General features: G+C 61.8%; 23 protein-coding genes and 1 pseudogene. 8 read left to right on the forward strand and 16 right to left on the reverse strand.

Going from position 1 to position 21,014, the window contains the following annotated elements:
* The 4 genes from ACYP2Q_RS24555 to ACYP2Q_RS24570 all read right to left on the reverse strand — a co-directional run.
* Positions 1-152, reverse strand: a 152-nt coding sequence (locus ACYP2Q_RS24555) for a hypothetical protein (protein WP_459733030.1), incomplete at its 3' end; no start/stop codon positions are given.
* Between the two features lie 9 nt (positions 153-161).
* On the reverse strand, positions 162-545 hold the full coding sequence (gene gcvH, locus ACYP2Q_RS24560) for a glycine cleavage system protein GcvH (RefSeq protein ID WP_459732849.1): 384 nt from the start codon (positions 543-545) through the stop codon (positions 162-164).
* Positions 546-949: 404 nt separating this feature from the next.
* Entirely contained in the window at positions 950-2,458 is a 1,509-nt protein-coding gene (locus tag ACYP2Q_RS24565) for a sigma-54-dependent transcriptional regulator (RefSeq protein WP_459732850.1), read from the reverse strand.
* A gap of 69 nt (positions 2,459-2,527) precedes the next feature.
* Positions 2,528-3,442 carry a LysR family transcriptional regulator gene (locus ACYP2Q_RS24570; RefSeq protein WP_459732851.1) on the reverse strand — a complete coding sequence of 305 codons (915 nt, stop codon included), beginning with the start codon at positions 3,440-3,442 and terminating at the stop codon, positions 2,528-2,530.
* Between the two features lie 151 nt (positions 3,443-3,593).
* Between ACYP2Q_RS24570 and speB the strand changes: the two genes are divergently transcribed.
* The 5 genes from speB (at position 3,594) to ACYP2Q_RS24595 (ending at position 10,305) form a co-directional block, all read left to right on the forward strand.
* Positions 3,594-4,595, forward strand: a complete 1,002-nt coding sequence (gene speB, locus ACYP2Q_RS24575) for an agmatinase (RefSeq protein ID WP_459732852.1) — start codon at positions 3,594-3,596, stop codon at positions 4,593-4,595.
* Positions 4,596-4,660: 65 nt separating this feature from the next.
* Positions 4,661-6,172, forward strand: coding sequence for an aldehyde dehydrogenase family protein (locus ACYP2Q_RS24580; protein ID WP_459732853.1), 1,512 nt, complete (start codon positions 4,661-4,663; stop codon positions 6,170-6,172).
* Positions 6,173-6,397: 225 nt separating this feature from the next.
* Positions 6,398-7,972, forward strand: coding sequence for a purine-cytosine permease family protein (locus tag ACYP2Q_RS24585; RefSeq protein WP_459732854.1), 1,575 nt, complete (start codon positions 6,398-6,400; stop codon positions 7,970-7,972).
* Between the two features lie 2 nt (positions 7,973-7,974).
* Positions 7,975-9,663 carry a choline dehydrogenase gene (betA, locus tag ACYP2Q_RS24590; protein ID WP_459732855.1) on the forward strand — a complete coding sequence of 563 codons (1,689 nt, stop codon included), beginning with the start codon at positions 7,975-7,977 and terminating at the stop codon, positions 9,661-9,663.
* A gap of 186 nt (positions 9,664-9,849) precedes the next feature.
* On the forward strand, positions 9,850-10,305 hold the full coding sequence (locus ACYP2Q_RS24595) for a GNAT family N-acetyltransferase (RefSeq protein WP_459732856.1): 456 nt from the start codon (positions 9,850-9,852) through the stop codon (positions 10,303-10,305).
* Between the two features lie 15 nt (positions 10,306-10,320).
* Here the strand turns inward: ACYP2Q_RS24595 and ACYP2Q_RS24600 are convergent, their stop codons facing one another.
* The 3 genes from ACYP2Q_RS24600 to ACYP2Q_RS24610 form a co-directional block, all read right to left on the reverse strand.
* On the reverse strand, positions 10,321-10,512 hold the full coding sequence (locus ACYP2Q_RS24600) for a hypothetical protein (RefSeq protein WP_459732857.1): 192 nt from the start codon (positions 10,510-10,512) through the stop codon (positions 10,321-10,323).
* On the reverse strand, positions 10,509-11,297 hold the full coding sequence (locus ACYP2Q_RS24605; protein WP_459732858.1) for a DUF2092 domain-containing protein: 789 nt from the start codon (positions 11,295-11,297) through the stop codon (positions 10,509-10,511). The genes ACYP2Q_RS24600 and ACYP2Q_RS24605 overlap by 4 nt, the downstream gene beginning before the upstream one ends.
* A 178-nt stretch (positions 11,298-11,475) precedes the next feature.
* Positions 11,476-11,802, reverse strand: a complete 327-nt coding sequence (locus ACYP2Q_RS24610) for an NIPSNAP family protein (RefSeq protein ID WP_459732859.1) — start codon at positions 11,800-11,802, stop codon at positions 11,476-11,478.
* 366 nt (positions 11,803-12,168) lie between these two features.
* Between ACYP2Q_RS24610 and ACYP2Q_RS24615 the strand changes: the two are divergent.
* A pseudogene (locus tag ACYP2Q_RS24615) lies at positions 12,169-12,309 on the forward strand (SDR family NAD(P)-dependent oxidoreductase); the annotation flags it as partial.
* 65 nt (positions 12,310-12,374) lie between these two features.
* Here the strand turns inward: ACYP2Q_RS24615 and ACYP2Q_RS24620 are convergent.
* Positions 12,375-12,776, reverse strand: coding sequence for a cupin domain-containing protein (locus tag ACYP2Q_RS24620; protein WP_459732860.1), 402 nt, complete (start codon positions 12,774-12,776; stop codon positions 12,375-12,377).
* Between the two features lie 18 nt (positions 12,777-12,794).
* Entirely contained in the window at positions 12,795-13,541 is a 747-nt protein-coding gene (locus tag ACYP2Q_RS24625; RefSeq protein WP_459732861.1) for an SDR family oxidoreductase, read from the reverse strand.
* A 166-nt stretch (positions 13,542-13,707) separates the two neighbouring features.
* Between ACYP2Q_RS24625 and ACYP2Q_RS24630 the strand changes: the two genes are divergently transcribed.
* The gene (locus tag ACYP2Q_RS24630; protein WP_459732862.1) at positions 13,708-14,091 is read left to right on the forward strand and encodes a c-type cytochrome; all 384 of its coding nucleotides are present in this window, start codon (positions 13,708-13,710) and stop codon (positions 14,089-14,091) included.
* Between the two features lie 28 nt (positions 14,092-14,119).
* On the opposite strand, the gene ACYP2Q_RS24635 is transcribed toward ACYP2Q_RS24630, so the two are convergent.
* The 6 genes from ACYP2Q_RS24635 to ACYP2Q_RS24660 form a co-directional block, all read right to left on the reverse strand.
* Positions 14,120-15,004, reverse strand: a complete 885-nt coding sequence (locus ACYP2Q_RS24635) for a ChaN family lipoprotein (protein ID WP_459732863.1) — start codon at positions 15,002-15,004, stop codon at positions 14,120-14,122.
* A gap of 45 nt (positions 15,005-15,049) precedes the next feature.
* Positions 15,050-15,817, reverse strand: coding sequence for a heme ABC transporter ATP-binding protein (locus tag ACYP2Q_RS24640; protein WP_459732864.1), 768 nt, complete (start codon positions 15,815-15,817; stop codon positions 15,050-15,052).
* The gene (locus ACYP2Q_RS24645) at positions 15,817-16,800 is read right to left on the reverse strand and encodes a FecCD family ABC transporter permease (RefSeq protein ID WP_459733031.1); all 984 of its coding nucleotides are present in this window, start codon (positions 16,798-16,800) and stop codon (positions 15,817-15,819) included. Before ACYP2Q_RS24645 ends, ACYP2Q_RS24640 begins: the two co-directional genes overlap by 1 nt.
* Positions 16,801-16,850: 50 nt before the next feature.
* Entirely contained in the window at positions 16,851-17,750 is a 900-nt protein-coding gene (locus ACYP2Q_RS24650) for a heme/hemin ABC transporter substrate-binding protein (protein WP_459732865.1), read from the reverse strand.
* Positions 17,750-17,884, reverse strand: coding sequence for a hypothetical protein (locus tag ACYP2Q_RS24655; RefSeq protein WP_459732866.1), 135 nt, complete (start codon positions 17,882-17,884; stop codon positions 17,750-17,752). The genes ACYP2Q_RS24650 and ACYP2Q_RS24655 overlap by 1 nt, the downstream gene beginning before the upstream one ends.
* 87 nt (positions 17,885-17,971) lie before the next feature.
* The gene (locus ACYP2Q_RS24660; RefSeq protein ID WP_459732867.1) at positions 17,972-18,757 is read right to left on the reverse strand and encodes an SDR family oxidoreductase; all 786 of its coding nucleotides are present in this window, start codon (positions 18,755-18,757) and stop codon (positions 17,972-17,974) included.
* Between the two features lie 214 nt (positions 18,758-18,971).
* Between ACYP2Q_RS24660 and ACYP2Q_RS24665 the strand changes: the two genes are divergently transcribed.
* A complete protein-coding gene (locus tag ACYP2Q_RS24665) occupies positions 18,972-19,421 on the forward strand; it encodes a winged helix-turn-helix transcriptional regulator (protein WP_459732868.1) in 450 nt (149 codons plus the stop codon).
* Between the two features lie 125 nt (positions 19,422-19,546).
* Here the strand turns inward: ACYP2Q_RS24665 and ACYP2Q_RS24670 are convergent, their stop codons facing one another.
* Positions 19,547-20,989: a catalase gene (locus tag ACYP2Q_RS24670; protein ID WP_459732869.1), complete on the reverse strand. Its 1,443-nt coding sequence runs from the start codon at positions 20,987-20,989 to the stop codon at positions 19,547-19,549.
* Between the last annotated feature and the right edge of the window lie 25 nt (positions 20,990-21,014).

Consider the following 21,014-nt stretch of genomic DNA (forward strand, 5'->3'; position numbering starts at 1 on the left):
CTGGTGCCCTTGATGCTGTCGGGGATGACGCTGGCGCTCAGGGCTTGGAGGGAGTCGAAACCGAGGGTGTTGAGCATGGCCTGCTCGTCACCGGCGCGGGGGCCGATGTGGCGGGCGATGAATTCGTCATGGGTGTCGAGGCGGATGGTCATGGGTCATCCTCACGCGTCGGTCTGGTCTTGGATCAGGCGCTCGTAGGCGGCCTGGTCCAGCAGTTGGCTGACCGCGGCAGCGTCAGCGGGCTGGAAGCGGAAGAACCAGCCCTGGCCCAGCGGGTCTTCGTTGACCAGTTCAGGGGTGCTGTCCAGTTCCAGGTTCACTTCCAGCACCTCGCCGTCCAGCGGCATGCCGATGCTGCTGGCGGCTTTCACCGATTCCAGCACCGACACTTCGGCACCGGCATCAAAGCTGCCTAGCTCAGGTACCTGGACGAACACCACATCCCCCAAGGCCTGTTGGGCAAACGCCGTGATGCCAACGGTGACAGTGCCGTCAGCTTCGGTGCGCAGCCATTCGTGATCGACGGTAAAACGCAATTCGCTCATATCAACTCCTCATTGTTCAGACTCATCCGCTGCAGGTGGCGGAGGGCGATGGGCAGGCTCGTGTTGGAGCTTGGCTGGAGGAGAGATAGCAAGGGCGGTGCCAAGGTTGATTAATTGTTTTAAATCAATAACTTAGTGTTGAATAAGCTGATTGTAGGCGCAGCTGCCGTATTGAAATCAATACAGGCATGCGAAGGGAAGGCGCTGAAGCCCGGTCCAGACAGGTTGAGAGGGTTTTGTCTTGATTTCGATACGCTGTATCGATTTGCGTACTGTGGGAGCCAGCCTGCTGGCGATGCGGTGTGACAGGCAGCAAAGATGTTGCCTGACATGGCCCTATCGCCAGCAGGCTGGCTCCCACAGGAGTTTGGTGTTGATGGTGGAAATGTGTTTCGGCAATGAGATCAAGGTTTATTGGGTATGCCGTATTTGCGCAGCCGAATGGCAATCGCACTATGGGAAGTTTGCAGGCGCGCCGCGAGTAAGCGGCTGGAGGGATAACTTTGGTAAAGCTGTTCCAGCAGATTCCGTTCAAACCCTTCGACAGCTTCTTCCAGGCTACCCACCTCTCCATCGTTCTTGCGCTCCACCGCCGTGCGCGCAATGTCCAGATCATCAATATCCACCAACGGGTTCTCGCAAATCGCCGCCGCGCGAAAGATCACGTTTTGCAATTGCCGCACGTTCCCCGGCCAGCGGTTGCCGAGCAGGGCGGGAAAGGTGCTGGGCGCCAGGCGGCAGACCGGGCGCTGGATCTGCGCGCAGGCCTGTTGCATGAAGTGCTGGGCCATCAACAGGATGTCGTGGCCCCGTTCGCGTAGCGGCGGTACCTGCAGGTTGAGCACATTGAGGCGGTAGAACAGGTCTTCGCGAAAGTGCCCCTCGCTGACCATCTTTTCCAGGTCGCGGTGGGTCGCACTGAGGATGCGCACGTTGACCTTGACCTCACGATCGCCACCGACACGACGGAAGCAGCCATCGCTCAAGAAGCGCAGCAACTTGGCTTGCAGATACGGCGACATTTCCCCGACTTCGTCGAGAAATACCGTGCCTTGGTCGGCCAGTTCCAGCAGCCCGAGCTTGCCGCCCCGTTGCGCGCCGGTGAAGGCGCCGGGGGCGTAGCCGAACAGCTCGCTTTCGGCCAGGCTTTCAGGCAGCGCCGCGCAGTTCAAGGCCAGGAAGGGCTTGTCACGGCGACCACTGATGGCGTGACAGGCGCGGGCCACCAGTTCCTTGCCGGTGCCGGTTTCACCCTGGATCAACAGCGGAGCATCGAGGGCCGCCACCCGTTGCGCGCGGGCCTTGAGCGAGCGGATCGGCGGCGATTCACCGAGCAGCGCATCGAAACCTTCGGCGTGATCATGGTGCAGCGCCGACAGGCGTTCGCCGATGCGGTTGGGTTGATACAGGGTGAGCAGGGCGCCAGCATCGGTGATCGGCATGGCATCGAGCAGCAAGGTGTGGCCGCCGAGGCTGACCTCGTGCATGGGCAGGCGGAAGTGGTGGGCGATCAAGGTGCGTTGCAGATCGGCGTCGTCGAACAGCGCGCTCAGCGATTCACCGGCCGGTTCGCGACCGCACAAGGCGATCAACGCCGGATTGGCCAGCAGCACGTGACCGCGATCGTCCACCGCCAGCACCGGGTCGGAACTGGCGGCGAGCAGGGCGTCCAGTTGCAAGCGTCGACGTTGCCCCGGAAGGATGTCGACCATGGTCACCGCCTGCACGCCGCGCACGCCGAACAGTGCCTCGCGCAACTCTTCCAGTACTTCGGCGCCGAGGGTCGGGGCATCGATGTAGACGTTCGGCGGCACCATCTCCACGGCGTCCAGGTTGAAGCTGCGACCGCCGAGCAGGGCCAGCACTTCCTGGGTGATGCCGACGCGGTCGATGAAGGTGACGTGGATGCGCATGACGGACCTGCAAAAGTGGCAAACGAAAATCAGTATGCCGGGGCGAATTTGAATTTGGCGAGCGTCATGTCATCCGCTGGCCGTTTTGCGCGCACTGGCCGCCAGGTCCTCGAGGAACGCCTGCAGGATTGGCGGCGGTGCCACGCCGCGCCGGGTGATCACGTCGAACGGTGATCGCAAGCGCAAACTTCCCGGGGCCAACTGGTGCATCTCGCCACTCTTGACCCATTGGGCGGCGAAGTGCTCCGGCAGGAAACCCAGGTAGGCGCCGGAAATGATCAGGATCGCCGTGGCTTCGATGTTGTCCACGGTGGCGGCCGCCTTGCTGACGCCCAGGTGTTCGAGGTCGTATTGCTGCATGTAGCCGCGCACGACGATCCGCCCGGCGGCGACTTCTTCCAGCAGTTCCTCACCTTCAGCCTGGCTGCCATATAGCGGATGCCGGCGCCCGCAATACAAGCCCAGCGCTTCCTGGTACAGCGGCGATTGCAGCAGGCCCGGCACATGGATGGGAAAGTGCCCGATGGCCAGGTGCAGGCGGCCGTCGAGCACCCGTTCTTCCAGCTCGGCGGGGGTGCCGACGTACACGTTCAGGTGCACATCATGCCCGCGCGATACGAAGCGCTGGGTGGTGCGCGGAATGGGCGAGTCCGGGTCGGTGATGGTGGTGTCGATGATCCCCAGGTTGAGCTTGCCGCTGATGTGCTGCTTGAGCACGTCGGCGTCCATGCAGAAATTTTCCACCGCCGACAGCAGGCGCTGGGTGGCCTCGTGAATCGCCACCCCTTGCTCGGTCAGGCGGAAACCGCTGCGCCCGCGCTGGCACAGCTTGACCCCAAGACGGGTTTCCAGATGGGTCATCTGCTCGCTGATCGTCGACTGCCCGGCATTCAACGCCGCCTGGGCGGCCGAGAAACCGCCGCAGCGGACAATCGTGGCAAACACCCTGAGCAACTTCAGATCGACATCGTGCAGTTGAATCACGTTGACCTCCGGCCTGTGCATGCATCGGTAATACCGATATGAGTATCTGATGTTTAGCATTTTTTCCACGAAAACCTGCGCCCATAGTCACTCCAACGGCGGTCGCCTTGCAGTTCCGCCAAGCCGATAACAAAAAGTGGAGAGGCTAGAAATGTCGAACAACGGTTATGAATCCGGTCGTCTGAACCTGCCATTCGTGGGTCATTGCACCTTTGGCAAATCCCCGGTGTGCACCGATTGGGATGCCCTGGATGCCGACGTCGCGGTGCTCGGTGTGCCCAACGACATGGGCACCCAATGGCGCTCCGGCGCACGCTTCGGACCACGCGGGATTCGCGAAGCATCGACGCTGTTTTCCTTCGGCCACGCCGGCGCCTACGATCACGAAGATGACGTGATGTACCTCACCGCCTCGGACGTGCGCATGGTCGACGTCGGTGATGCCGACATCGTCCACACCGACATGGCCACCAGTAACAAGAACACCGAATACGCCGTGCGCAAGATCCTCGATGCCGGTGTGATGCCGGTGGTGCTCGGTGGCGATCACTCGGTGCACGCGCCGGTGATCAAGGCTTTCGAAGGCCGCGGCCCGATCCACATCATCCACTTCGATGCGCACCTGGACTTCGTCGACGAACGCCACGGCGTGCGTTACGGCCACGGCAACCCGCTGCGCCGCGCCTCGGAAATGAACCACATCGTCGGCATGACCCAGATGGGCATCCGCAACGTCTCCTCGTCCAACCGCGACGACTACGAAGCGGCCCACGAAGCCGGTTCGAAGATCCTCTCGGTGCGCGATGTGCGTCGCCTCGGCGTCGACGGCGTCCTCGCGCTGATCCCGCAGAACATCAACTACTACATCACCATCGACATCGACGGTTTCGACCCGTCCATCGCCCCTGGCACCGGCACTCCGAGCCACGGCGGCTTCCTCTACTACGAAGTGCTGGAAATCATCCAGGCCCTGGCCAAGCGCAGCAAGGGCAATATCGTCGGCATGGACCTGGTGGAGGTTGCACCGGTGTACGACCCGACCGGCATGACTTCGATCCTCGCCGCGCAGCTGCTGCTCAACAGCATCGGCTTCATCTTCCACGAGCGCGGCAAGGTGCGAGCGGCCGCCGAGAGTGAAACGACGCTGGCTTAAGAGCAGGCCTGAACATCGAAACCCATACCCCGGCAGTGCCTGACTGTCGGGCAGAGAGAATAAAAATGGACACGATCGTCAAGAGTTACCTGCAGAAGTTTGGCGTGAGCGAAGCCACCCAGACCTTCCTCAGCAAAGTACAGAAGATGTTCATTGGCGGTGCCTGGGTCGAAGCCAGCGATGGCCAGACTTCCGATGTGATCGAACCCTCGACAGAAGGCCTTATCACCCGCATTCCCATGGGCACCACCGCTGACCTGGACCGCGCCGTGCAAGCCGCACGCGCGCAGTTCGACGGTGGCGAATGGAGCCAGGCCAAACCGGCGCAACGGGAACGCCTGATCCAGCGCCTGGCGGATCTGATCGAACATAACGCCGCCGAACTGGCGCAGATCGAATCGATCGACATGGGCAAGTCGGTCGCCTTCGCCAAGGACGTCGACATCCAGGGCACCGTCGATACCCTGCGCTATTTCGCCGGTTGGGCCACCAAGCTCCATGGCCGTACCGTCGAGCCTTCGCTGCCGGGCAATTACCTGGCCTATACCCGCAAGGAAGCGGTGGGCGTGGTGGGTGCCATCGTGCCGTGGAACTTCCCGCTGCAAACCATGGCCTGGAAACTCGGCGCGGCGCTGGCCACCGGTTGCACCGTGGTGGTCAAGCCCGCCGAGCTGACCTCGCTGTCGGCCCTGCGTTTCGCTGAACTGGTGCAGGAAGCGGGCATTCCCGACGGCGTGATCAACATCGTCACCGGACGTGGCAGCGTGGTCGGTGCGGCCATGACCACCCACCCCGGCATCGACAAATTGACCTTCACCGGTTCGACCCCGGTCGGCCTTACCGTTGGCCGCGCGGCACTGGACGACATGAAGCGGCTGACCCTGGAACTGGGCGGGAAATCACCGGTCATCGTGTTTGCCGATGCCGACATTCCAGCCGCAGCGCAAGCGGTCGCCAACGGGGTATTTTTCAACTCCGGACAGGTATGCGACGCCGGCACGCGGGCCTATATTCATAGCAGCGTCTACGACGAGTTCCTGCGTGAGCTGATCGCCTACACGCGCACCCTGAAAATGGCCCCGGGCCTGGACCCGGACTGCTTCATCGGCCCACTGGTGTCAGCCCTGCAAAAGCAGCGCGTGACCGAGTACATCGAGACCGGCAAGGCCGAAGGCGCCGAACTGGTCTACGGCGGCCAACCGGTCGATGGCCCTGGCTTCTTCGTCGAGCCGACCATCTTCGCCAATTGCCGCAACGACATGCGCATCGTCCAGGAAGAGATTTTCGGCCCGGTGCTGGTCACCGCACCGTTCGAGGATGAGGAGGAGGCGCTGACCCTGGCCAATGACTCGGTCTACGGCTTGGCGGCGGCCCTGTATTCCAACGACCTGGGCAAGGTGCACAGCCTGATTCCACGCTTGAAAGCGGGCTCGGTCTACGTCAACGCCCACGGCACCCTCGACCCGTCTATGCCGTTCGGCGGCTACAAGCAGTCCGGGTTCGGCAAGGACCTGGGTGCGGAGCAGCTCGACTACCTGCTCGAAACCAAGGCCGTGTGGATCACGCTGCCAGCCTGACGCCAGCCCTTTGTAGGAGCGAGCTTGCTCGCGATGGTCGTTAACGAAAACGCGTGCTTGCCAGTTAAACGCGGCGCACTCGAGTTCATCGCGAGCGAGCTCGCTCCTACAGGTTTCACGCCATTTGCAATGTTGAAATTCAGAACGGCAAGGAGGCTCCCCGGGCGTCGTTCACCCGAAGAATGCGGTTATCTCGTCATGATCTTCCAACAATAAGAGTCCATCATGAACACAAACGCCAAGTCCGCCACGAGTGTGTCCTCCCTCGATGACAAGTCCGTCGTCGAGGGGCATTCGATTGACTTCATCCCCGAGGACGAACGCACCGACAAGCTGTCGAGCCAGGGCCCGTTCTGGTTTCTCGGCAACTTCACCTTCTTCACCATGACCATCGGCTTCGTCGGCCCCAGCGTCGGCCTGACCGCGCTCTGGACCACACTCGCCGGCACCCTGGGCATCATGTTCGGCACGCTGTTCATGGCGTTTCACGGATCCCAGGGCCCGCACCTGGGCTTGCCGCAGATGATCCAGTCCCGCGCGCAGTTCGGTTACCGCGGCGTGATCCTGGTGCTGCTGGCGACGCTGTTCGTGTTCGCCGGGTTCAACATCGTCAACCTGGTCCTGATGATGCAGGGCCTGCACACGCTGTTCGGTTTCAACCCCGCGGTGATCGCGGTGGCGGTGACCCTCCCGGCGGCGGTGTTGGCCATCCTCGGCCATGACTGGATGCACCGCAGCTTCAAATGGGCGTTGTACCTGTCGCTGCCGCTGTACGGCCTGGTGACCCTGGCGGTGGTGATGGGCTGGGTGCCGGATGCGGTCTTGCCGGCACTGGCGGAAGGCGAAGTGGCCCCGGCGCCGCTGGGCTTCAACTGGACCGGTTTCATCGCCCAGTTCGCGGCGGCGGCGAGCTACAACATCGCCTATGCCCCGTACGTGTCGGACTACTCGCGCTACCTGCCGAAGAACACCTCCAGCGGCAAGCTGATTGCGGTGGTGTTTCTTGGCGCTTCGCTGTCCGGTGCCTGGATGATTTCCGTCGGCGGCTGGCTGGCCGATCACCTGCATTCAACCGATGTGCTGGTGGCCCTGGGTCAAGTCGGCAATACCGTGTCGCCTTTGATCGGCACCGCGGTCGTGGTGGTGACCATCCTGGCGTTCCTGCCGGTGATCGCGATGAACATCTACAGCGCCAAGCTGACCACCCTGACCTGTGTCGATTCGATCAAGCACATCGAGCCGACCCGCAAGGCGCGGATCCTCGCCATCGCCTTCGTGATCCTGCTGCAACTGGGCGTGGCCCTGAGCATCCAGAGTTCCGGCAAAGGCCTGTCGGTGCTGGGTATCTACCTGGTGGTGATGCTGTACTTCCTGGTGCCCTGGACCTCGGTCAACCTCACCGACTACTTCTTCGTGCGCAAGGGCCGCTACGCCATCCCGCACTTCTTCATGCCCCACGGCAACATCTACGGCAGCTGGGGCCTGCGCGGTATCGCCGCCTATGCCATCGGCTTCATCTCGATGATTCCGTTCTTCTACATCTACGACGGCGTCGAACAGCGCGAAGTCTATGTCGGTCCGCTGGCCAAGGCGCTGGGCAGCATCGACATCGCCTGGCTGGTGGGGCTGATCGTCTCGGGCCTGGCGTACTACTGGCTGAGCCGTTCGATTGACCTCAAACGCGAAGAAGCGGTGATCCAGCAGATCGAGAAAAGCTCCCCGCAATACACCACCGGCGACACGCTGACCCACAAACAGTCACCACAACCGGTATTCACTGAATCGACGGTCGGGAGATGACCATGACTACGCAAAAATACGACTACATCATCATTGGCGCAGGCTCGGCAGGTTGTGTGTTGGCCAACCGCCTGAGCGAAGACCCGGCCACCTCGGTGCTGGTCCTGGAATTCGGCGGCAGTGACAAGAGCGTAGTGATCCAGATGCCCAGCGCATTCTCGATCCCGATGAACACCAAGAAGTACAACTGGCGCTACGAAACCGAGCCGGAAACCTTCCTCAACGGCCGGCGCATCCACTGCCCACGGGGCAAGGTGCTGGGTGGCTCCTCGTCGATCAATGGCCTGGTGTACATCCGCGGCCACGCGCTGGATTTCGACGAATGGGAATCCCTCGGTGCCCAGGGCTGGGGCTACAAGAATTGCCTGCCGTACTTCAAGCGTGCCGAAAGCTACGAGTCTGGTGGCGACAGCTATCGCGGGCAGACCGGGCCGCTGCACACCACCAACGGCAACAACATGAAGAACCCGTTGTACGGGGCCTGGGTCGAAGCCGGTGCCGAGGCGGGCTACATCAAGACCGAAGACTGCAACGGCTACATGCAGGAAGGTTTCGGCGCGATGCACATGACCGTGAAGAACGGCGTGCGCTGCTCCACCGCCAACGCCTATCTGCGCCCGGCCATGGGCCGTGCGAACCTGACAGTGATCACCCACGCGATGACCCGCCAGGTCATCCTCGAAGGCAAGCGTGCGGTAGGGGTCATGTATGACCACGGTGGCCAGACCCACCAGGTGTATTGCAACCGCGAAGTGCTGATCTCGTCCGGGCCGATCGGTTCGCCGCACCTGCTGCAACGCTCGGGCATCGGCCCGGCCGCGGTCCTGCGCAAGGCCGGGATCGGTGTGCGTCATGACCTGCCGGGCGTCGGGGAGAACCTGCAGGATCACGCCGAGGTGTACATCCAGTTCGGCTGCAAGGAACCGGTGACCCTCAACAGCAAGATGGACCCGCTGAGCAAGTTGATGATCGGTTTGCGCTGGCTGCTGTTCAAGGACGGCCTGGGCGCCACCAACCACTTCGAGGCCGGTGGTTTCATCCGCTCCGAGAAGGGCCTGCGCTGGCCGGACATCCAGTTCCACTTCCTGCCGGCAGCGATGCGCTACGATGGCAACAAGCCGATCAAAGGCCATGGTTTCATGGTGCTCACGGGTCCCAACAAACCGAAAAGCCGGGGTTATGTGCGGGTGCGTTCGGCCGACCCATACGAGCACCCGGAAATCCGCTTCAACTACCTGGAGCGCGAAGAGGACCGCGAAGGCTTCCGCCGCTGCATCCGCCTGACCCGCGAGATCATCGGCCAAAAAGCAATGGACCGCTTCCGCGACGGCGAAATCGCCCCCGGAGCGCTGGTGACCAGTGACGAAGACCTCGATGCCTTTGTCCGTGACAACCTCGAAAGCACTTACCATCCGTGTGGCTCGTGCCGCATGGGCGAGGACGACATGGCGGTGGTGGATTCCGAGCTGCGGGTGCATGGCATACAAGGGTTGCGGGTGATCGACTCTTCGGTGTTCCCGACCGAACCGAACGGCAACCTCAATGCGCCGACCATCATGCTCGCCGAGCGGGCTTCGGACCTGGTGCGCGGGGTGCAGATGTTGCCAGCGGCGGATGTGCCGGTAGGGCTGGTGGAAAACTGGGAGAACAGCCAGCGCACGACGTTGCCGGGGCGTAACGTGCGGGTCTGACTGCGACCGGCGCTCCAATGTGGGAGCCAGCCTGCTGGCGATGAGGACTTCAGATTCAACAGTGATGTTGACTGACAGTTCGCTATCGCCAGCAGGCTGGCTCCCACAGGAGGCGCGGTGCTTTCAGGAATTTTTTCGTGGCGGTTGCTAGGCTGTAGATCCCTGAGACCGCAATGGAGCACCCTCATGCCAATCAAGGCCCTGCGCGCCGACGCCTCGCACATCGAAAAAATCGCCCCACTATTCGACGCCTATCGCGGCTTCTACGGCCAGCCGTCGAACCTGCCACAGTCGCGCGACTTCATTGCCGAACGCATCGCCCGCGACGAGTCGGTGATTTTCTTCACCGAGGACAGCCACGGCGAAACCCTGGGTTTCGTGCAGATGTTCCCGACCTTTTCCTCCATCGACGCGCATCGCACCTGGCTGCTCGGCGACCTGTTCACCACGCCCGCCGCCCGGGGCAAAGGCGTTGGCACGCTGCTGATGAACACCGCCCGCGACTTTGCCCGGTTGATGGGTGCCAAGGGCATGACCCTGGAAACCGCTATCGATAACTTCAGTGCCCAGCGTTTGTACGAGTCACTGGGGTATGTGCGTGATCCGGGCTACTACACCTATTGCCTGGACTTGCAGCGTTGATCGTTTTGCAGGCTGTTAGTCACGCCGCGACGAGCGCCTCGCGACCCCGGCAACGCTGACCGGCGAGAGAGGACGCCCGACCACCGCCTCGGCTTGGGGAATAACACTGTGCACCCCGGGGATCGACAAGGTTTCTCCAAGCTCCAGCGCACACACTGCGACCAATCCCACCAGCAGGAAGCCGCAGGATTTCATCAAGAGGTTCATTTGGTTTTTCCTCGCACAAAGTTGCTGGGCAGGTCTTCGGCATTGGGCAGGTCTTTCAGATCGATTTTCTGCGCATTGGTCGAGTTGTTGAAAGCGAAATCATCTGCCGGGGCGGCATCGCCACTTTTAAAGTCGCTGAGCTGGATGCTGTACTGCGGACTACCGGTAATGGTTTTTGAAGTGATGGAATAACGGCAAGGGTAGGGTTTGTCGCCTTGTGCGATCCAGATCTGCCAATCCACCTCTTTCTTCCTGAAAGCCAGGTGATCGCATTCGGTACCGCCGATAACACCACTGCCCAGATCCTTGATGTCGGTCACGCCCGCCATCAATTGATCCTGGGGATCGGACATGAACAGGTCAGCGCCGGGAAGCGGCCTGTTGTATTTATCCCGCAGCGTATCGAGCAGATGATCCAGCGTGCCCGGTACTTCGACCTGGGTATAGATGTTCTTGCCTTTTCCCAAGAGGGTCAGGGTCTTGCCATCAAACACCATCTCCAGGTCGGCAAAACCACTGGCGCGGGTACTGCGTAACTTGTCAGGCCGGGTGAGAGCGAGTGTGCCGGAACCTGCCAGCGCCAGTCGTTGTTTATCTTTGGTGACAACTTCAAGGATGGTGTCGTAATTGAACGATATATTTTTTTGCGCTGACATATAGTCGGACATCTTCTTGATCAAGGTCCTGGCATAGGCCTCATCGGCCTGTGCCGCTAACGGTGTACTCAATCCAATGATCAGGGTTAGAACGGAAATGGCGTGCAACTTTGGGGCGAACTTTTCCATGGGAGGTCACCGCTGGAAGAATGCCGGGTGGGTAATGCGGACTTATAAAGTTAGCCCCATCAACAGCAACTCGCCGGGTATTGGCTGACCATTCATCTGACGTTTTATCAGGCGGTGCCCCCCCATGTTCGGGTAATAAAAAATGCCGCCAGATCGGCGACATTTTCGTTGACTAGAATCACGCGGTTTGCTGTTCCGGCTCACCGAACACCGGCCGGAAGAAGGAGCGTTCATAACTGAGGATGCAGCGGGTTTCTTCTGCATACTTGAAGGCCGCGATGCATTCCGGGTCCTTCATCGACTCTTGGCGATAGGTTTCGTAGTCCGCGAGGCTAGGGAAGGTGAACATGGCCAGGGCAATGTTGTTGGCTCCTTCGGACGGCAGGAAGTAGCCATGATGCTGGCCGCCGAATTTCTCCACCAGTGGAATCCACAGTTTGCCATAGTGTTCGAATGCTTCGAGCTTGGACGGGTCCAGCACATATTTCAGGTAACAGGTGACCATCGTTTTTCTCACTGACTGGGTTGATGAAGTGCTCGCCGCCGATGGTAGACAACAGACCTGGTGGACGCCACGGCGCAGAGCGATTTTGTGGGAGCTGGCTTGCCGGCGATGGCGACCTGACAGACGACCCATCGCTCGCGGCCGTGCCCGATCTTCTTGTAGGAGCTGGCTTGCCAGCGATAGCGCTCGAAAGACCAACACAATGCCCAAGGCCCCCTTCGCCGGAACGCCGCCCGCAGCAAGCCGGCGCCTACAATGGATTGCCCCCCCGAGCAGCACGGGCAAAGTCGATGAAAGCCTTGAGCGCTGCCGGCACATGCCGTCGGTTATCTGTGCCTTGACCATGTCCTCGAAGACGTAAGCCACGCCTACATGGGCTGGGGTGTGTAGGGTTCCACCAAGTTCGCGGTGGAGGGCATCACCGAGGCGCTGCACCAGGAACTGGCGCCGCTGGGCATCCACGCCACGGTGGTCGAACCTGGCTTCTTCCGTACCGATTTCAAGGACTGACTGCTGGCGCAATAAAAAATCCGGACCCCTTCACAGGGTTCCGGAATTTTTGTACAGGTGAATCAATCGACCGGAAGGACCGGCGGCTTGTTCTGATCCTTCAACAGAAAGACGACAAATTTCGCCGGCTTGTCCTTGCTCGCATTGCGGCCCACCGTGTGGATGTCATTGGGGCCTTCATGGAAGCTTTGCCCGGGCATCAGCGTGACTTCCTTGCCACCCTTGACCCCCATGACGATCGAGCCTTCGAGCACATAGATGAAACCGTGGGCGTCGTGCCGATGAACCGGGTCGGCACCGCCCGGTGGGTACTCGACGGTGAGCATCAGCACTTCCTTGCCGGGATAATCGGCAAGCGCGGTGACCGACACCTCCTTGACGTCCGGGGGCGGAGCGTCGGCGGCCAGGACCTGGGGCGGCAGGGTGGACAGTGCAAGCAGGGCGAGGAGAACGTGGGTTCGCATGGGACGCTCCTGATGAGATTAGCCGGCGCTCTTGATCCATTGATCGAAGTGAGTCTTGCCGAGTATGGGACTGGCGCCCGGGGTCAGTGACTGGTCGTTGATGATCGCGCCGAAGTAGCCGGCATTGTCATCGGTAATCACTTCCCGCTGATCCTTGTTGTGTTGCAGCCAGGTCTTGGCGAACGAGACCAGCGGCTGCTTGTCCGGACCTGCCACTTCCGAGGTCTTGTTGGTGGGTGCCGCCACGGCAATGGTTGCCAGTGCCGCGGCGACGTCGGCCGAGGCGATGGGTTGCAGCGCGGCAGAAGTCAGGTGAACGCTGTCGCCTTGTGCACCGGATTGCGCAATGGCGCCGATGAATTCGAAAAACTGCGTGGCACGCAGGATCGAATAGGGCACGCCGGCTTTCTTGATCAATTGCTCCTGGGCCATCTTGGCGCGGAAGTAGCCGCTTTCCAGCATCCGCTCGGTGCCCACCACAGAGAGCGCGACATGGTGCTTGACCCCGGCGGCCTTCTCGGTGGCGGCGAGGTTATGCCCGGATTTTTCGAAGAATTCGAGCACGGCGGCATCTTCGAACGATGGGGAGTTGGCGACGTCGACCACCACGTCGGCGCCTTGCAGGGCGGCCTGCAAGCCTTCCCCGGTCACTGCATTGACCCCCGATCTGGGCGAGGCGGGCAGGACATCATGCCCACCCTCGCGCAGTAATTCGCAGAGCTGGGTGCCGATCAACCCGGTTCCGCCGATAACGACAATTTTCATGATATTTGCCTCCGTCTGTTGGGGCCATCTGATGGAGATGGACTGACTTTCCAGTCTAGGCGGGGATAGCAGCGCCATGTATTGGCGGGATGGACGGCGGGCATTCATTTCGCGCGCGGCCGGATCATGATCAAATGGCGGCCATTTTTGCGTGGGTACAGGCTTGATGAACAAAACAGCGATGATGACGCTTGCCCTGAGCCTGGGCCTGTTCGGCATGCAAGCGAACGCCCAGGGTGATGCCGAGGCGGGCGGAAAACTGTTCAAGCGGGTGTGTGGCGGCTGCCATCAAATCGGCGAGGGTGCACGGCCGTTTTTTGGACCGCAGCTCAACGGCATTGTCGGACGCACCGCCGGGAGCACCACCGACTATCAATACTCCGACGCCATGAAGTCATCCGGAATCGTCTGGACCCGGGAAAAACTCGCGGCGTACATCGAGGATCCGAAGGCGGTGGTGTCGGGCACGCGGATGATTTTCTGGGGGATCAGCGATCGGGAGAAAATCGATGATTTGCTGGCCTACTTGCAGACCTTCCAGGCACCGTAAACCTGGCGGCAGCTCCACAGGGATCGTTTTAACGACGAAAATTCGCGCAGTGATCCTGCTCCGGTTGCGCCGCCGTATACCACACGTAATCCGCGCTATCGGCGCTTACCGTCTTGCCCACCTCGGCCAAAATCAGCACCGCGTTACCTTGGCCAGCGCCAAGATCCTTCAGGTGCAACGGCACGCCCAGGTCCTTGCGCACATGAAACGCCCCGGCCAGCAACAGGGCTGGCGTCGGTGCCGCCAACAGGCGCTCGGCCATGCGTCGGTCACGCTGCTGTTGCACGACGAGCATCGCCGGCATCTGCGCTTCGGGCAGCATGCCGCAATGGGATTCGCGGATGTCGTCCAGTAATGTCGCTTGCACCTGTTGGGTGGTGGACGCTTCGCCGCTGAGCGTCGGACGCTGTTTATAGATCTGCATGATCTGCGCCCGGTCGAGGTTGGCCGACAGCAGCGGGTAGGGTTGACGCAGGGCGTAAGTCACCAATGCGCCGTAGACGCTCCAATCCCAACTGGCTTGCCAGGACACTGCTTGATAGGGATCGGCCGACGGCTGACCGGCACGGTTGGCAGCCTGTGCCGCATCGACTTTTGCCTGTTGGTCGGGGTTGAGCATTTCCAGCAACAGGCTGCCTTGCGGACGTTGCGCCGCCAGTTGGCGCAGCAGCCACAGTTGCAAGGCATGGTGATCGGGATTGTCGTGCTGTTCACCGACCAGCACCCGCGGCGCAGCCGCCAGGCGCTCGACCAGTTCTTGCGGGGTGAGGGTGCGCCCGCTGGCGAGTTCGCGGATGACTCCGAGATCGGCGTGAGCTCGCCCTTGCGGGGAAATCGCTGGCGGTGGCGGTGCGACGTCATGGGATTGGCAGGCGGTTAGCAGGCCGATCAGGCATAGCAGCAGGATGCGCATCGGATCTCCTTGTTGGACACTTCTTACAGCAGGACGGTACGGGCGTCAGCGCGCGATAATCAACGGATGACCGCGTTCCGGGTGCCGCTGAATCAGCACTTGCAGCCCGTACACCGCTTGCAGTGCATCGACGGTCAGGACTTCATCCGGTGGCCCGTAGGCGTGCGCACGACCCTCATGCAACAGCAGCAACTGATCACAATATCGTGCAGCCAGATTCAGGTCGTGCAGGATCACCAGCACCGCCGCACCGCGCCCGGCGAAGTCGCGCACCGCTTGCAGAATGGTGTGCTGGTGCAGCGGGTCGAGCATCGAGGTCGGTTCGTCGAGCAGCAGGGTCTGGCCCTCGGCACCCGGCCACAATTGCGCGAGCACCCGTGCCAGGTGCACGCGCTGGCGCTCGCCACCGGAGAGGGCCAGATAACTGCGCCCCGCCAGGTGCAAGGCATCGGCGGCGCTCAGGGCTTGAGCGACGATTTCGGCATCGCGCACACGCCCGCTGGCATGGGGCAAACGACCCATGCCCACCACTTCATTCACCGAGAACGCGAAGTTCAGGCTAGAACTTTGCGGCAGTACCGCCAGGCGCCTGGCCCGTTCCTGACCGGGCCAGTCGGCCAGTGCGCGTTCGTCGAGGCTGACTGCGCCTACGCTGGCCGGCAACTCATCGCAGAGGGCGGCGAGCAGGGTGCTTTTGCCGGCACCGTTGGGCCCCAGCACGCCGAGGACCTGACCCGGATTCAACTGGATATCGATGTCCGCCAGCACGGTGCGACTGCCGCGCCGCACCAGCAAGTTATTGGCCCGCAGCATCAGGAACGCCCCCGTACCAGCAGATAAAGGAAGAAGGGGGCACCGATGAGTGCGGTGACGATGCCGATCGGCAGCTCCGCCGGTGCCAGCAACAAGCGGGCGACCAGGTCGGCCAGCAACAACAGGCTGGCCCCGGCGAGCAACGACGCCGGCAACAACACCCGATGATCCGGGCCGACCAGCAGGCGCATCAGGTGCGGCACCACCAGACCGATAAAGCCGATCAGGCCCGCCGCCGCCACGGCGGCACCGACGCCCAGCGCCGTGCACAACACCAGCTCAAGCTTGATCCTCTCGACATTGAAACCCAGGTGCCGGGCCTCGGATTCTCCCAGCAGCATCGCATTGAGCGCCGCCGCGCGACGCGGCAACCACAACGCCACGCCCACCGCCACGATCAACAACGGCCACAGGCGCGAGTAGCTGGCGCCGTTGAGGCTGCCCAGGTTCCAGAAGGTCAGGGTGCGCAACGTGGCGTCGTCAGCCAGATAGGTGAACAGGCCAACCCCGGCCCCGGCCATGGCCGTCATCGCCACGCCCGCCAGGAGCATGGTGGCGACGTTGGTCTGGCCATTGCTGCGGCCGAAGCGATACACCACCGCCGTGACGATCAGGCCACCGACGAAGGCGCTCACCGACAGCAGGTACGGTTCGATGGCCGGCGGCAATCCGCCCATCAGGCTGCCGCCGACAATGGCGACAGCCGCGCCCAGCGCTGCGCCGCCGGATACACCGACCAGACCCGGATCCGCCAACGGGTTGCGGAACAACCCCTGCATCGCCACGCCCGAGAGAGCCAGTACCGATCCGACCGCAATGCCCAGCAAACTGCGCGGCAGGCGGATCTGACCGAGGATCAGCTGCGCCTGTTGCGTGTCGCCACCATCAACCGGCATCCCAAGCAAGCGCAGCCCGGCCAGCAAGGTATCGCCCAACGGCAGGCTGACCGGCCCCAGGGCCAGGGACAGCCAGAACACCAGCAGCAATAACAGACCCAGGACAATCAGCATCGGCCGTGGCCGAACGATGGCCGTCATTGGTGGCTCTCGGTTGTCTGGCGTTCGGCAGTCTGCACCTGTGCCGACGGATAAAATGCCTTCGACAGCGTGTTCAGCGCGTCCGGCACGCGCGGACCCAGGCCGCCGACCAGTAGTGTCGGGTCGATCACCAGCACCCGGCCTTCGCGACCGGCCGAGGTTTGCGCCAGGATCGGATTCTGCTCGAGCAGCGCTGCCCGCGCGCCATCGCCTTCCAGCTTGGCACCGGCGAAAATGATCACCTGTGGGTCCAGGGCCAGCATGGCTTCGTTGGACACCGGCTTGTAGCCGTTGTGCTCGGTGAGGTTTTTCCCGCCGGCCCGCTCGATCATCCAGGCGGCCAGGGTGTCCTTGCCCGCGGCCTGGAGGCTGGCGCCGGCATGGCTGAGCACCAGCAACACCCGAGGGGCGGGGTTTTGCTGTTGTGCCTGCCTCACCCACGCTGCCTGCTGCTCCAGACGCTGCTGATAATCGGCCATCAGCGCCTGTGCTTGCGCCGGTTTGCCGAGCAGTTGCCCGAGTTCGGTCAGGTTATGTTGCAGCGAAGGCACATCCGGGCTGGCCGACAGTAGTTCGATGCGCACACCGGCGGCCTTGAGTTGCGCCAAAACCGGCGGCGGACCCATTTCGGCGCTGCCCACCAGAATGTCCGGCTTCAACGCCAGAATGCCTTCGGCCGCCAGCGCCCGCTGGTAACCGATGCTCGGCAGGTTGTGCAAGGAGCGCGGGTGCTGGCTGGTGCTGTCGACGCCCACCAGTTTGCCCTCGCCACCCAGGGCCACCACCCACTCGCTGAACGCGCCACCGGCGCTGACCCAGCGCTGGGGCAGGGCGTCGGCCAGGGCCATTTGGCTCAGGAGCATGCCGGCGCAGGCCAGCAGTGATTTGATACGCATCAGGACGCTTCCTTAGTCGATCTGGACGGTGGCGGTTTCGGCCAGTTTGCGCCGAACCACGGGATGACCCGTTCACCGTCGGCATCGAAACCTTCGAAGCGAGTGATGATGCCATCGACGCTCGGCTGGCGCACCCGTGATCCTGATATCCCATGGATCCTGTGGGAGCAGGCTGGCTCCCACAGGTCATGTTGTTCACCGGCCGAATGAGCGCCAGTGCCTCAAGCCTCCCAATTTTTCCGGTGAGCCGGTGCGCCCAAGGGAGCGCCTGTGGCGCCGCCATCCACCACGATCTCCGTACCCACGACGTTGCTCGAATCGCTGGACGCGAGGAACAGCGCCACTGTCGCCACTTCTTCGGCCTCGCCAATGCGACCGAGGGGAATGGTGGTCACCAGTTTCTCTTCCAGTGCATCCATGGCTGCCGAACTTGAGGCGAGCGGGTTCCACACCGGCGTACGCGCAGCGCCAGGAGTGATCTGATTGACCCGGATCCCGCGAGGGGCGAACTCTGCCGCCATGACCCGGGTCATCGAGCGCACCGCGCCTTTAGTCGCCGCATAAGCGCTGTAGCCTGGCCAGCCCATGTCGGCATGCACCGAGCCGTTCAAAATGATCGAGGCGCCGCGATTGAGGTGCTCTGCAGCGGCTTGCACGGTAAAGAAGGTGCCGGTGAGATTGGTCTGGATGATGCTCTGGAAGACCTCCAGGGTGGTCCCGCCGACAGGCGTCAGGTCGGCAATCCCCGCGTTGGCGAACACCACATCCAGTTTGCCGAACACCGCGACGGCCTCGGCCACGGCGCGCTCGATCGCCTTGACATCGGTCAGGTCGGCCTGAATCGCCAGCAGGTTCGGGCCCAAGGCTTCCCGCGCTTCATCCAGGGTTTTTTGACTGCGACCGGTGATGGCCACTTTGGCGCCTTCGGCGATGAACAGCCTGGCGGTCGCCAGGCCCAGGCCGCTGTTGCCGCCGGTGATGAATGCGGTTTTTCCTGCCAGTTTCATGGGGTGATTCCTAGTTCTGTTGGTTTCATGATGCAACCATTGAGGGCCATGCAAAAAGGTGCACCTGGCACCGGCTTCAATGGAGGGATCGGGCTTGTGGTTTTATAATAAAACCACTGGTGGAGATTATTAGCACTAGAGGTTGTATTATGCAACCACTAGCCGAGCGGCGTGGTTTGCGTCGATCCGGCAATTCATGGGTGGAGAACGTTAAGTGAAGCGCAAAAGCTTGCAGGGTGATCCTTGTCCGGTTGCCCGGTCCCTTGATCTGATCGGCGATTGGTGGTCGCTGCTGATCATTCGCGACGCCCTGGCCGGCACACGGCGATTCAGCGATTTCCAGAAAAGCCTGGATGTGGCGAAAAACATCCTCAGTATCCGCCTCAAAGGCCTCGTGGCGCAGGGTGTGATGGAAATGGTCCCGGCGGCGGATGGCAGCGTCTACAAGGAATATGTATTGACCGAAAAGGGCCGCGCCTTGCAGACCGTGCTGATTGCGTTGTCCCAGTGGGGTAATGAATTCATGTATGAACCGGGTGAACTCGGCTCGGTCATGGTCGATGCGAAAAATCGTAAACCGATCCAGAAGCTCGAGCTGGTTGCGGCGGACGGGCGGCATCTGGCGCCGGAAGAAGTGGCGACAAAACTGAGCGTGCCGCACTGAGTCATTGAATTCACCAATAACCCTGTGGGAGCGAGCTTGCTCGCGAAAGCGGTGTATCAGTTGCCATTTATGTTTGCTGACACTGGGCCTTCGCGAGCAAGCCCGCTCCCACAGGGGGGGTGTGTTTACCGGTCGAGCTCCTCCAACGCCCGGGAAACCCCCGCGCCATAGTACGGATCCGCCTTTGAGCAGTTCGCGATATGCCGCTGCTGAACCTCCTGGGAAACGCCACTGAGCGAACGCGCAGTGTTTTCAAACAGTGCCTGTTTCTGCGCGTTGGACATCAGGCGGAACAGGTTGCCCGGCTGTTCGAAGTGGTCTTCGTCCAGGCGATAATCCCAATGTCCGGCAGCGCCGGAAATCTTCAGCGGCGGTTCACGAAAGTCCGGTTGATCGGTCCAGGCGTCCTCACTGTTGGGCACGTACGCCAGTTGCTCACCGTAGTTGCCGTCCACGCGCATGGCGCCGTCACGGTGGAAGCTGTGTACCGGGCACCGTGCGGCGTTGACCGGGATCTGGTGGTGATTGACCCCCAGTCGATAGCGCGCGGCATCGCCGTAGGCAAACAGGCGCGCCTGCAGCATGCGGTCCGGTGAGAAGCCGATACCGGGCACCACATTCGACGGCGAAAACGCGGCTTGCTCGACTTCGGCGAAGACGTTTTGCGGATTGCGGTTCAGTTCGAAGTAACCCACTTCGATCAACGGGTAATCCTTGTGCGGCCAGACCTTGGTCAGGTCGAAGGGGTTGACCGGGTGGTCATGGGCCTGGTCTTCGGTCATGACCTGGATGTAGAAGGTCCAGCGCGCAAAGTCGCCCGCTTCGATGCTGTCGAACAGATCCCTATGGTGGCTTTCCCGGTCGCGGCCAATGAGGTGTTGAGCTTGCTCATCACTGAGATTCTGCACGCCTTGCTGGCTCTTGAAGGTGAACTTGACCCAGTGCCGCTGGTTATCGGCGTTGATCAGGCTGAAGGTGTGGCTGCCGAAACCGTGCATGTGCCGGTAGCTGCGCGGAATGCCGCGCTGGCTCATGACGATGGTCACCTGGTGCAAGGCTTCGGGCAATGACGTCCAGAAATCCCAGTTGCTTTGCGCATTGCGCATGCCGGTGCGCGGATCACGTTTGACCGCGTGGTTGAGGTCTGGGAAACGCAATGGATCGCGGAAGAAAAACACCGGGGTGTTGTTGCCCACCAGGTCCCAGTTGCCTTGTTCGGTATAGAACTTCAAGGCAAAACCACGGATGTCGCGCTCGGCATCGGCGGCGCCGCGTTCACCGGCAACGGTGGAGAAGCGGGTGAAGATCGGCGTTTGCTTGCCCACTTGCGCAAACAGCCGGGCTTTGGTGTAACGCGTCACATCATGGGTGACGGTGAAAGTGCCGTAGGCGCCGGAACCCTTGGCATGCATGCGCCGCTCGGGAATCACCTCGCGGTCGAAGTGGGCGAGTTTTTCCAGCAGCCAGACATCCTGCAGCATAGCGGGGCCACGAGGGCCGGCGGTCTGGATATTGAAGTTGTCGGCGACCGGTGCGCCGTTGATCGAAGTCAGTTTGTTCCTGGGCATGGCACGGCTCTTCAAGTTGAGTTTT

It is taken from the genome of Pseudomonas sp. MHK4, from assembly GCF_054600775.1.

Coding starts and splice junctions, on each gene's coding strand:
- gcvH (WP_459732849.1), bottom strand. CDS start 545: ATGAGCGAATTGCGTTTTACCGTCGATCACGAATGGCTGCGCACCGAA.
- ACYP2Q_RS24565 (WP_459732850.1), bottom strand. CDS start 2,458: ATGCGCATCCACGTCACCTTCATCGACCGCGTCGGCATCACCCAGGAA.
- speB (WP_459732852.1), top strand. CDS start 3,594: ATGTCGAACAACGGTTATGAATCCGGTCGTCTGAACCTGCCATTCGTG.
- ACYP2Q_RS24580 (WP_459732853.1), top strand. CDS start 4,661: ATGGACACGATCGTCAAGAGTTACCTGCAGAAGTTTGGCGTGAGCGAA.
- ACYP2Q_RS24585 (WP_459732854.1), top strand. CDS start 6,398: ATGAACACAAACGCCAAGTCCGCCACGAGTGTGTCCTCCCTCGATGAC.
- betA (WP_459732855.1), top strand. CDS start 7,975: ATGACTACGCAAAAATACGACTACATCATCATTGGCGCAGGCTCGGCA.
- ACYP2Q_RS24595 (WP_459732856.1), top strand. CDS start 9,850: ATGCCAATCAAGGCCCTGCGCGCCGACGCCTCGCACATCGAAAAAATC.
- ACYP2Q_RS24600 (WP_459732857.1), bottom strand. CDS start 10,512: ATGAACCTCTTGATGAAATCCTGCGGCTTCCTGCTGGTGGGATTGGTC.
- ACYP2Q_RS24605 (WP_459732858.1), bottom strand. CDS start 11,297: ATGGAAAAGTTCGCCCCAAAGTTGCACGCCATTTCCGTTCTAACCCTG.
- ACYP2Q_RS24610 (WP_459732859.1), bottom strand. CDS start 11,802: ATGGTCACCTGTTACCTGAAATATGTGCTGGACCCGTCCAAGCTCGAA.
- ACYP2Q_RS24620 (WP_459732860.1), bottom strand. CDS start 12,776: ATGCGAACCCACGTTCTCCTCGCCCTGCTTGCACTGTCCACCCTGCCG.
- ACYP2Q_RS24625 (WP_459732861.1), bottom strand. CDS start 13,541: ATGAAAATTGTCGTTATCGGCGGAACCGGGTTGATCGGCACCCAGCTC.
- ACYP2Q_RS24630 (WP_459732862.1), top strand. CDS start 13,708: ATGAACAAAACAGCGATGATGACGCTTGCCCTGAGCCTGGGCCTGTTC.
- ACYP2Q_RS24635 (WP_459732863.1), bottom strand. CDS start 15,004: ATGCGCATCCTGCTGCTATGCCTGATCGGCCTGCTAACCGCCTGCCAA.
- ACYP2Q_RS24640 (WP_459732864.1), bottom strand. CDS start 15,817: ATGCTGCGGGCCAATAACTTGCTGGTGCGGCGCGGCAGTCGCACCGTG.
- ACYP2Q_RS24650 (WP_459732865.1), bottom strand. CDS start 17,750: ATGCGTATCAAATCACTGCTGGCCTGCGCCGGCATGCTCCTGAGCCAA.
- ACYP2Q_RS24660 (WP_459732867.1), bottom strand. CDS start 18,757: ATGAAACTGGCAGGAAAAACCGCATTCATCACCGGCGGCAACAGCGGC.
- ACYP2Q_RS24670 (WP_459732869.1), bottom strand. CDS start 20,989: ATGCCCAGGAACAAACTGACTTCGATCAACGGCGCACCGGTCGCCGAC.